This is a genomic window from Pseudomonas sp. R62 (assembly GCF_000257605.1).
Taxonomy (GTDB): domain Bacteria; phylum Pseudomonadota; class Gammaproteobacteria; order Pseudomonadales; family Pseudomonadaceae; genus Aquipseudomonas; species Aquipseudomonas atacamensis.
The window spans coordinates 3,690,585-3,700,994 of sequence record NZ_JH635998.1; the positions used below are offsets into that span (position 1 = coordinate 3,690,585).

At 60.5% G+C, this 10,410-nt stretch carries 11 protein-coding genes and 1 pseudogene; 7 read left to right on the forward strand and 5 right to left on the reverse strand.

The features are described 5' to 3' along the window. Nucleotides 1–227 (forward strand): annotated as a pseudogene (locus OQK_RS17585) (D-hexose-6-phosphate mutarotase); the annotation flags it as partial. A gap of 207 nt (nucleotides 228–434) precedes the next feature. Here OQK_RS17585 and OQK_RS17590 read toward each other — a convergent pair. Further along, nucleotides 435–1,295 (reverse strand): MurR/RpiR family transcriptional regulator, encoded by an 861-nt coding sequence (locus OQK_RS17590; RefSeq protein WP_169842436.1) that lies wholly within the window; start codon nucleotides 1,293–1,295, stop codon nucleotides 435–437. A gap of 226 nt (nucleotides 1,296–1,521) precedes the next feature. On the opposite strand from OQK_RS17590, the gene zwf reads away from it, so the two are divergent. The 4 genes from zwf (at nucleotide 1,522) to OQK_RS17610 (ending at nucleotide 5,115) form a co-directional block, all read left to right on the forward strand. Continuing rightward, nucleotides 1,522–2,988 carry a glucose-6-phosphate dehydrogenase gene (zwf, locus tag OQK_RS17595; RefSeq protein WP_016773537.1) on the forward strand — a complete coding sequence of 489 codons (1,467 nt, stop codon included), beginning with the start codon at nucleotides 1,522–1,524 and terminating at the stop codon, nucleotides 2,986–2,988. Beyond that, nucleotides 2,975–3,688, forward strand: coding sequence for a 6-phosphogluconolactonase (gene pgl, locus OQK_RS17600; protein WP_016773538.1), 714 nt, complete (start codon nucleotides 2,975–2,977; stop codon nucleotides 3,686–3,688). Before zwf ends, pgl begins: the two co-directional genes overlap by 14 nt. 17 nt (nucleotides 3,689–3,705) lie before the next feature. Then, on the forward strand, nucleotides 3,706–4,371 hold the full coding sequence (locus tag OQK_RS17605; RefSeq protein ID WP_016773539.1) for a bifunctional 4-hydroxy-2-oxoglutarate aldolase/2-dehydro-3-deoxy-phosphogluconate aldolase: 666 nt from the start codon (nucleotides 3,706–3,708) through the stop codon (nucleotides 4,369–4,371). Nucleotides 4,372–4,542: 171 nt separating this feature from the next. Further along, nucleotides 4,543–5,115, forward strand: a complete 573-nt coding sequence (locus OQK_RS17610; protein ID WP_016773540.1) for a hypothetical protein — start codon at nucleotides 4,543–4,545, stop codon at nucleotides 5,113–5,115. On the opposite strand, the gene OQK_RS17615 is transcribed toward OQK_RS17610, so the two are convergent. Both OQK_RS17615 and OQK_RS17620 read right to left on the reverse strand, forming a co-directional pair. Further along, the gene (locus OQK_RS17615; RefSeq protein ID WP_016773541.1) at nucleotides 5,112–6,293 is read right to left on the reverse strand and encodes an aminotransferase class V-fold PLP-dependent enzyme; all 1,182 of its coding nucleotides are present in this window, start codon (nucleotides 6,291–6,293) and stop codon (nucleotides 5,112–5,114) included. The two genes, OQK_RS17610 and OQK_RS17615, sit on opposite strands and share 4 nt — an antisense overlap. 30 nt (nucleotides 6,294–6,323) lie before the next feature. Next, entirely contained in the window at nucleotides 6,324–6,560 is a 237-nt protein-coding gene (locus tag OQK_RS17620) for a DUF3820 family protein (protein ID WP_003227425.1), read from the reverse strand. A 206-nt stretch (nucleotides 6,561–6,766) separates the two neighbouring features. On the opposite strand from OQK_RS17620, the gene OQK_RS17625 reads away from it, so the two are divergent. Beyond that, entirely contained in the window at nucleotides 6,767–7,234 is a 468-nt protein-coding gene (locus tag OQK_RS17625; protein WP_016773542.1) for a ferritin-like domain-containing protein, read from the forward strand. 292 nt (nucleotides 7,235–7,526) lie between these two features. Here the strand turns inward: OQK_RS17625 and OQK_RS17630 are convergent, their stop codons facing one another. Beyond that, entirely contained in the window at nucleotides 7,527–7,997 is a 471-nt protein-coding gene (locus OQK_RS17630; protein ID WP_003227420.1) for a MaoC family dehydratase, read from the reverse strand. Between the two features lie 43 nt (nucleotides 7,998–8,040). After that, nucleotides 8,041–8,985: an alpha/beta hydrolase gene (locus OQK_RS17635; RefSeq protein WP_016773543.1), complete on the reverse strand. Its 945-nt coding sequence runs from the start codon at nucleotides 8,983–8,985 to the stop codon at nucleotides 8,041–8,043. 225 nt (nucleotides 8,986–9,210) lie between these two features. Between OQK_RS17635 and OQK_RS17640 the strand changes: the two genes are divergently transcribed. Beyond that, nucleotides 9,211–10,410, forward strand: a 1,200-nt coding sequence (locus OQK_RS17640; RefSeq protein WP_016773544.1) for an AMP-binding protein, incomplete at its 3' end; no start/stop codon positions are given.

A 10,410-nucleotide genomic window follows, 5' to 3' on the forward strand; every position in this document is an offset into this window, starting at 1 on the left:
AATTGCAGCTCAAGGATCACGCCTGGCAGCGCGAGTTGTGCATCGATACCGGTGACAGCGGCGACACCGTCGTCTGGCATCCCGGCGCGCGGCCGCTGCTGGGGGTGAGCTGGGACGAGGTATCGGAATTCGTTTGCGTAGAAGCAGCGGCGGGCGGCACCGACAGCCTGCACCTGGCGCCGGGCGAGAAGGCGCATTTGAGTTTGCAGGCGTGGGCGGCGGCTTAGTGCGTCAAGTACACCGATACCCTCACCCTAGCCCTCTCCCAGAGGGAGAGGGGACCGAATGGGGGATGCTCAAGAATTACGCCGACGTGAAAGTGCAGTTCTGAATCTATAATCGACTGGATATTTCAGGTCGATGTACCGCGCAAGACACCTCGGTCGGCTCCCTCTCCCTCCGGGAGAGGGCTGGGGTGAGGGGGCTTTTGATCTTTAGTTGAATTCGTCCCCAACCGGATACCGGCTGGCATTCAAGCTCTCTTTGATCTTGCGCAGATGCGGCTGGAAATCCACGCCACGGCGCAAGGTCATCCCCGTCGCCAGCACATCCAGCACGGTCAACTGAATGATCCGCGACGTCATCGGCATGTAAATGTCGGTGTCTTCCGGCAACGGAATATTCAGGCTCAAGGTACTGGCCTTGGCCAGCGGTGAATTCTCCGCCGTCAGGCCCAACACCGAAGCACCGTTCTCGCGGGCAATCCGCGCCACTTCCACCAGCTCGCGGGTACGCCCGGTGTAGGAAATGATCACGAACAGCTCACCGGTGTGCGCCACCGAAGCAATCATTCGCTGCATCAGCACATCGGCATGCGCGGTGACCGCAAGGTTGAAGCGGAAGAACTTGTGCTGCGCATCCAGCGCCACCGGGGCAGAGGCGCCGAGGCCGAAGAAGTGGATCTGCCGGGCCTGGATCAACAGGTCGACGGCGCGGCTGATCAGGTTCGGGTCGAGTGCCTGGCAAGCACTGTCCAGCGAGGCGATGGCGCTGCCGAAAATCTTCTGCGTGTACGCCTCGGGATTGTCGTCAGCCTCGACCGCGCGGCTGACATATGCCGCGCCACTGGCCAGGCTCTGCGCCAATTGCAGCTTGAGTTCGGGGTAGCCGCTGACACCGAACGAGCGGCAGAAACGGTTGACCGTCGGCTCGCTCACCGAGGCGGCCTGGGCGAGGGCGGCGATGCTGAAGCGGGTGGCCTGCTGCGGGTTGAGCAGGATCACCTCGGCGACCTTACGTTCGGCCTTGTTCAGCTCTTCAAGGCGACTCTGGATCTGTTCCAGTAAATTTCGCACGCGGTCCATATGGAATTCCTGATTCACCGACGCAGAGTTGCGTCGGGCTATGCAAATTGGGCCTTTGATATGGCCCGTGACGGTGGCCTATCCTACTGATGCGTCCGGGCGACCACCACTCGGATTGAGTATTCTGCGAAAATGTTGTGGTTATTACTACATTTTCCCTTGAGTGATGCCTTGAAAAAAGGTATTTGTAGCTTAACTTGATAAAAGAACAAACATCATGCCTTCCATTACGGTTGAACCGTGCACCTTTGCCTTGTTCGGCGCGCTTGGCGATCTTGCCCTGCGCAAGCTGTTTCCTGCCCTGTATCACCTTGACGGTGCCGACCTGCTGCACGAGGACACGCGCATCATCGCGCTGGCCCGTGAGCCCGGCAGCGAGCAGCAGCACATGGCGTTCATCGCCGCCGAATTGCGCCGTTACGTCGGCAAAGAGCTGAACGAAACCGTAGCCGAGCGCTTTCTCGCGCGCCTGACCTACCTGCACGTCGACTTCCTCAAGGCTGAGGATTACGTGGCGCTGGCGGAACTGGCCGGCAGCAGCCAGCGCATGATTGCCTACTTCGCCACTCCGGCGGCGGTGTACGGCGCGATCTGCGAGAACCTCGAGAAAGTCGGTCTGGCCGAGAACACTCGCGTGGTGCTGGAAAAACCGATCGGCTCTGACCTGGAGTCGTCGCGCAAGGTCAACGACGCCGTCGCGCAGTTTTTCCCGGAAGACCGCACCTACCGCATCGACCACTATCTGGGCAAAGAGACCGTTCAGAACCTGATCGCCCTGCGTTTCGCCAACAGCCTGTTCGAAACCCAGTGGAACCAGAATTACATCTCCCACGTGGAAATCACCGTGGCCGAGAAGGTCGGCATCGAAGGCCGTTGGGGCTATTTCGACAAAGCCGGCCAGCTGCGCGACATGATCCAGAATCACCTGTTGCAGCTGCTCTGCCTGATTGCCATGGATCCGCCGGCCGACCTGTCCGCCGACAGCATCCGTGACGAGAAAGTGAAAGTGCTCAAGGCGCTCGCGCCGATCAGTCCGGAAGGCCTGACCACACAAGTGGTGCGCGGCCAGTACATCGCCGGCCACAGCGAGGGCAAATCCGTTCCGGGTTACCTCGAAGAACCGAATTCCAACACCCAGAGCGACACCGAAACCTTCGTCGCCCTGCGTGCCGACATCCGCAACTGGCGCTGGGCCGGCGTGCCGTTCTACCTGCGTACCGGCAAGCGCATGCCGCAGAAGCTGTCGCAGATCGTCATCCACTTCAAGGAACCGTCGCACTACATTTTCGCCCCGGAGCAGCGTCTGCAGATCAGCAACAAACTGATCATCCGCCTGCAACCGGACGAAGGCATTTCCTTGCGCGTGATGACCAAAGAGCAGGGCCTGGACAAGGGCATGCAACTGCGCAGCGGCCCTCTGCAACTGAATTTCTCCGACACCTGGCGTAGCGCGCGGATCCCCGATGCCTATGAGCGGTTGTTGCTGGAAGTGATGAACGGCAATCAGAACCTGTTTGTCCGTAAAGATGAAATCGAAGCCGCGTGGAAGTGGTGTGACCAGCTGATCGCCGGGTGGAAGAAATCCGGCGACGCGCCCAAGCCGTATGCGGCCGGGTCGTGGGGGCCGATGAGCTCCATTGCTTTGATCACGCGGGACGGGAGGTCGTGGTATGGCGATATCTGATGTGCAACTGCCGACGGGCGTGACTGCCCGCGAATTCAACAGCCCGGTGCTGCTCGCCGAAGGCCTGGCGCTGAACGTTGCCAAGCAACTGAGCGACGCCATTGCTGCACGCGGCAACGCGGTGCTGGTGGTGTCCGGCGGGCGCAGCCCGGTAGCGTTCTTCCAGCACCTGGCCAAGCAGGAGCTGGACTGGTCGAAGGTCGTCGTGACCCTGGCCGACGAACGCTGGGTACCGGTTGAACATGCCGACAGCAATGCCGGCCTGCTCAAGCAGTATCTGCTCAAAGGCCCGGCAGCCAAGGCGCAGTTCCTCAGCCTCTACAGCGCGGCGGCCAACGTCGAGCAGGCTGCGGAACAGGCCGATCGTCTGCTCGGCGAACTGCCGCCGATCGACGTGCTGGTATTGGGCATGGGCGATGACGGTCACACCGCGTCGCTGTTCCCCGACAGCCCGAACCTCGGCGAAGCCCTGCAAGCCGATGGCACGCGCCGTTGCTGGCCGATGCTGGCGCCCAGCGTGCCACGTCAGCGCCTGACCATGAGCCGCGCGCTGCTGGCCTCGGCCCGGCACAAGATTCTGTCGATTTCCGGTCAATCGAAACTGACCACCCTGAATGCCGCGCTGGCATCCGATGACGTTGCGGCCATGCCGGTGCGCGCGTTTCTGCAACCTACGTTAGAGATTTACTGGTGCCCATGAGCCAAGGAACAGCCGCTATGACAACCCCATCCCCGACCGTTTCCATGGCGGACAAAGTTGCCCTGATCGACAGTCTCTGCGCCAAGGCGCGGATCCTGCCAGTGATCACCATCGCCCGCGAACAGGACGTGCTGCCACTGGCCGACGCCCTCGCCGCCGGTGGCCTGACTGCGCTGGAAGTGACCCTGCGTTCGCAGTTCGGCCTCAAGGCCATTCAGATCCTGCGCGAACAGCGCCCGGAACTGATGACCGGTGCCGGCACCGTGCTCGACCGCAACATGCTCGCAGCGGCGGAAGCGGCCGGCTCGCAATTCATCGTCACCCCGGGCATCACTCGTGACCTGCTCGAGGCCAGCGTCGACAGCCCGATTCCGCTGTTGCCGGGCATCAGCAACGCCTCGGGGATCATGGAAGGCTACGGTCTGGGCTATCGCCGCTTCAAGCTGTTCCCGGCGGAAGTCAGCGGTGGCGTGGCGGCAATCAAGGCGCTCGGCGGCCCGTTCGGCGAAGTGAAATTCTGCCCGACTGGCGGCGTCGGCCCGGCCAATATCAAGAGCTACATGGCGCTGAAAAACGTCATGTGCGTGGGCGGTAGCTGGATGCTTGATCCGGAGTGGATCAAAAACGGCGACTGGGCGCGCATTCAGGAATGCACTGCCGAAGCCCTGGCGCTGCTGGACTGATCTTTACCCCTACACCTCGTTGTGTGCTTTACGGCTTTATGGTGCGCTTGGTCGGCGCACCTTTTTTTTGCGCTGAAAAAACTGCCGGTACATGCCGCGATACATAGTTACTGCACGCTGGCTTTTTCACGGGGTTAATCTGCGTCCATCTTATGGAAGAGAGAACGCCTCATGGACGACCGTCAGTCTCTGACCCTTACACCACAATCCCGTTATCAACCGAAGCAACTTCCCCTCGGCCGCCCCGCAGCCGATTCCCAAGTGCGCAATATCAGCCAGGGTGTCCAAGGCCTGCCGCTGATCCTGCGTCTGTCGCTGGTCGATGCGATGACCAGCGAGCCGGTCATCGGCGCGCTGGTGCGCATTCAACAGCGTGTCGATGGCGACACCAGCCTGGGCGGCAGTCAATTGACTGATAGCCATGGCATCGTCCGCTTCACCAGTGTCTATCCGGATCGACCTGCGCACGGGGCTGCTTGCCTGAAGCTGAACGTATTCATTCCCGGCGACGAAGCAGGAGCCCAAGCTCACCACGAGGCCTGGGCCGGCACCTTGCACCTCCCAGGCCGCTGCGGCTGTGAAGCTGCCGCCGAGGACGCCTTGCAGTTGGTATTGCAGCCGATCGCCGGCGCCGATCTTGAAGACGGCGCCTTCGCCTGCCAGACCCTCGGCATCGACACCTTCGCCGTGTCGGCGCAGTTGGGTCTTGAAGGCTACGAAAAAAACTCCGGTGTGCCGTTCTAGCGCAGCTGGTTCAATGCGTGGACCAACTGCTCCATCTCGCCAGCCGTGGTGGTCAGCCCCGGGGTGATGCGAATGCACGGCCCGCACGCGGCGCCGGTGCGCACCACGGTGAACAGGTTGAATTCGTTGAGCAGACGCTCGGCCATGGCCTGTTGATCGGTATGCCGGGTGAAGCGCAGCGCGGTGATCCCGCAATACAGTTGCGGGTCGTCAGGCGTCAGCACTTCGATGCCCGGCAGGTGGCGCACGGCGCTGACCCACAGGTTGCGCAGGTAATTCAGGCGAGGGCTTTTGGCTGCGGCGCCGCCGAGCGCGTCGTGCTCTTCGAACACCAGCGGCAAAGTCATCAGCGCCGGGATGTTCGGCGTGCTGTACGAGGTGCGCGCGCGGATATCGGTAATCGGGTAATGCATCTCGCCCATGTCCGGATCGATATCAGCCAGACGCTGCGGGGCGATATAGATGAAGCCAAGGGTCAGCGGTGCGCCGATCCATTTGTGCAGGTTGTAACCGGCGAAAGCGATGCCCAACGCTTGCAGGTCAAATTCAATCTGGCCGAGGGCGTGGGCACCGTCGAGGATGATGTCGACGCCGTGCTCTTTGGCCAGTGCGGCGATGGCCTGCACCGGCATGACCAGACCGGTGCGATGGGTGACATGGGTCAGCGCCATCAGTTTGAGCTTCGGGTGGCGGGTAAAAGCTTCGCGGTAGCTTTCCAGCAGGCTGTCGAAACTGGCGGGATGGTGGTGGGTAATCTCGATGACCTCAACGCCACGCTGTTGCGCCAGCCAGCGCATGGCGCCTTTGACCGTGTCGTACTCAAGATCACAGATCAGCACCTGATCGCCCGGTTGCAGGCGATTGTAATTGCGGATCAGCGATTGCAGGCCTTCGGTGGCATTGCGCGTCAGCGCCACGCTTTGCGCGCGGACGCCAATCAGTTCGGCCAGTTGCGCGCGGATTTCGAGGTTGTCGTGCTGTTCAAAGCGCTGGCGTGCATAAATCGAGTTACTGGTGTTGATCAGCTCGATGTTGCGCTGGTATTCCTCGATCACTGTGCGCGACATGCGCCCGAAGTAACCGTTTTCCAGGTTGACCGGGCCGGGCTGCACATCGTATCGGTCGGCAAAGGTTTGCCAGAAGGCCTCGTCACGGGCGCGGCGGGTGTTGTCAGGCATGGTCGGCAAGGCTCAAGAGGGAAGGGCGCGTCAGTGGCGCGGGGCGGGTTTGCCGTGTTTGGCGCGCAGCGGCTCGAGCAGGTCGGACAGGCCGTTGTGGTCGATCTCCTGCATCAACGCCAATAGGCCACCGAGTTCACCGTGGGGAAAGCCTTCACGGGCGAACCAGTTCAGATAAGGGCCAGGCAAGTCGGCAATGATCCGCCCTTTGTATTTGCCGAAGGGCATCTCGCGGGTGATCAGCAGTTCGAGTTTTTCCGGATTCATCAGCACGCTTCATCGATTCACATGACAGCCCGGAAAATACAGGCATTCTGCATGCAGGCCAAATGACAGATCATGCAAAAAACCAGCATACAGATGGTTCAATCTTTCTTAAGTCACTGAAAAAAAAGATATTTTTACCTTAAGCGAAGCTGGCACGCACACTGCAATATCCCTTGCATCTTCAACCCATCGCAAGGAATTGAAAAATGACCGACATGAATAAAGAAGCCATTTCTGTACTCAACGACCTGATTGAAACCTGCAAGGACGGTCAGGAAGGGTTCAAGACTTGCGCCGAAGACATCAAGCACCCAGAACTGAAAACTCTGTTCGTGCAGCGCTCCGCCGATTGCGCCACCGCAGCAGCCGAGCTGCAGGCTCAGGTACGTTCGCTGGGCGGTGATCCGGAAACTTCGACCAGCGTTGCCGGTGATCTGCACCGTCGCTGGGTCGACGTCAAATCCATGTTCACCGGTAAAGACGAAGAGGCTGTGCTGAACGAAGCCGAGCGCGGTGAAGACCATGCGCTGAAGGCTTATCGTGAAGCGATCGAGAAGATCAACAAGCACAATCTGGTTGGCATCAAGGATCTGGTTGAGCGTCAGTACCACGGCGTACAACGCAACCACGACCAGGTGAAAGCCCTGCGTAACCAGGCTCGTGCCAACTCGTAAGAGTTAGTCAGCTGATAAAAAACGCCAGCTTGTCTGGCGTTTTTTTGTGCCCGCAGGAAAAGCCCCTCACCCTAGCCCTCTCCCGGAGGGAGAGGGGACTGACCGAGGTGAATGCCGGAGTTACGCCGACTTGAGCGATCTGAGTTGAACTCTGGTTCTGGAAGGTCTTGAAGATCGCCCGCGCCGAGCGCAGGATTTGAATCCGATGCAGATCAGCTCCCTTTTCCCCTCGCCCCCTTGGGGGAGAGGGCTGGGGTGAGGGGGTAGCAATCTACCTGACACTTCCCAATCATCAGCCAATACTGATCGCCGGCAATGTCGGCAACGTCACCGTCTGCTGTTTGCGCGGTGCGAGAATTTCGGCCTCGCCATCCACTACCAACTCATCACGCTGATTGAATACGCGAGTGGCAATGCGCACGCGGAATTTCGGCAGTTTCTCCAGAATCTCCAGGCGCACCGTCAACGTGTCGCCGATCTTCACCGGCTTCTGAAAGCTCATCTGCTGACCGATATAGATAGTGCCCGGCCCAGGCAATTCGCAGGCAACGGCGGCACTGATCAGCGCACCGCTGAACATGCCGTGGGCGATGCGCTCCTTGAACATGCTGGCGGCGGCAAACTCGGCGTCCAGGTGCACCGGGTTGTGGTCGCCCGACATCGCGGCGAACAGCTGAATGTCGCGCTCTTCGACAGTCTTGCTGTAGCTGGCGGTCTGGCCGACTTCAAGGGCTTCGTAAGGGATGTTGGTAACCTGGGTCATCGGTCTCGATTCCTGTGACGGATTTCAGTCAATCCACAAAAAATTATTCGCTGCGCTGTGGGCGCCGGTGGCTCAGGGCCTGGTCGATCCAGGCGAGCACATCGGTAGTCACTTCGTCGCGATTGCTTTCATTGAACAATTCGTGCCGGGCCTGCGGGTAGATCTTCAGTTGCAGATGCTGGCTGCCGGCCCTGCGCAAGGCATTGGCCAGATCTGTCAGACGCTTGCCCTCGCTCACCGGATCACATTCGCCGCCAATCACCAGCAACGGCAGGCCCGGATCGATCTGCGCGAGATTGGACGCTTTGCTGATTTGCTGCAAGCCGCCGAGCAGGTCGATCCACAGCTGATTGGTGCAGCGAAAGCCGCACAACGGGTCGGCGGCGTACTTGTCGACTTCGGCCGGATCGCGGCTCAGCCAGTCGAAACGGGTGCGCACCGGTTTGAATTTATTGTTGAACGAGCCGAACGACAGCCACTCGATCAACGCACTGCGGCCCTTGCCGCCCTGACGCAGTTTTTCCAGCCGGGCAATCTGCCGGGCGGCGCGATACAGCGCCACTGGCTGGTAATTCGAGCCACTGAGAATCGCCCCGTGCAGACTGGCACTGTGGTGCAACAAATAGCCTTGGGCGATGTAGCTGCCCATGCTGTGGCCGAGCAGGATGATCGGCACGCCGGGATGTTGCTGGCCGATATGCTGGTTGAGGCTGGCCAGGTCGCCGACGACCTTGCGCCAACCGTCGTCATCGGCGAAATGGCCGAGGGTGCCGTTGTCGGCGGTGCGGCCATGGCCGCGCAGATCCGGCGCGTAGACGCCATAGTCTTTGTCGCAAAACGTGTCAGCGAGCCGCGCGTAGCGAGCGCTGTGTTCGGCCATGCCATGGGCCAGCAGAATCACCGCTTTCAATGGCGTGGCCGGCAGCCAGCGGTTGACGTACAGGCGGCTGCGGTCACTCGCGTCCAGCCAGAAGGTGTCGTGGGTCATGGCGATTCCTTTGCTCAGCATCGCCACAGTGTATAGCGCGTCTGATCAGCTCACGCCACGGCAGGAAGATTCACGGGATTAATGAGGGCTTGCGTCATATTTGCCTCAATGGCCATAGCTGCTAGTGTCCGTGAAGCTCCGCTTTGTGCTTTTCGCCTTCCATGGACGAAGCAGAAACGACAGAAAGCGGCTCCCGGATCGGCTCAGGTAAAGAGGACAAGAACAATGCAACCTGATTTCTGGAATGACAAACGCCCGGCCGGCGTACCGCTGGACATCGACATGGGCGAGTTCAAGTCGGTCATTGAAGTGTTTGAGCGTTCCTGCAAGAAATTCGCTGACCGCCCGGCGTTCAGCAGCATGGGCATCACCCTGACCTACGCTGAACTCGAGCGCCAGAGCGCGGCGTTCGCCGGTTACCTGCAGGCCCATACCGATCTGGTGCCGGGGGATCGCATTGCGGTGCAGATGCCCAACGTTCTGCATTATCCGATTGCCGTGTTCGGCGCGCTGCGCGCCGGGCTGATCGTGGTCAATACCAACCCGCTGTACACGCCACGGGAAATGCGCCACCAGTTCAAGGATTCCGGTGCACGCGCACTGGTCTACCTGAATCTGTTCGGACAGAAAGTCCAGGAAGTGCTGCCCGACACCGACATCCAATATTTGATCGAAGCGAAGATGGGCGACCTGATGCCCACCGCCAAAGGCTGGCTGGTCAACACCGTGGTCAGCAAAGTGAAGAAACTGGTTCCCGAGTATTCGCTGCCGCAAGCGACCTCGTTCAAAAGCGCGCTGCGCATGGGCCGCGGCCTGGGCATCAAACCGCTGAACGTCGGCCTCGATGACATCGCCGTGCTGCAATACACCGGCGGCACCACCGGCCTGGCCAAGGGCGCGATGCTCACCCACGGCAATCTGGTGGCGAACATGCAGCAGGTGCGCGCCTGTCTGGCTCAGCTCGGCCCGGACGGTCAGCCGCTGTTGCGCGAAGGCCAGGAGGTGATGATCGCGCCGCTGCCGCTGTACCACATCTATGCTTTCACCGCGAATTGCATGTGCATGATGGTCTCGGGCAATCACAACGTACTGATCTCCAATCCGCGCGACATTGCCGGCTTCATCAAGGAACTGAAGAACTGGCGCTTCTCGGCGCTGCTGGGTTTGAACACCTTGTTCGTCGCGCTGATGGATCACCCTGACTTCAAGACCCTGGATTTCTCCAGTCTGAAGCTGACCAACTCCGGCGGCACCGCGCTGGTCAAGGCCACCGCCGAGCGCTGGGAGCAGATGACCGGTTGCCGTATCACCGAAGGCTACGGCCTGACCGAAACCTCGCCAGTGGCCTGCACCAACCCTTACGGCGATCAGTCGCGCCTGGGCACGGTGGGCCTGCCGGTGCCGGGTACGCTGGTGAAAATCATC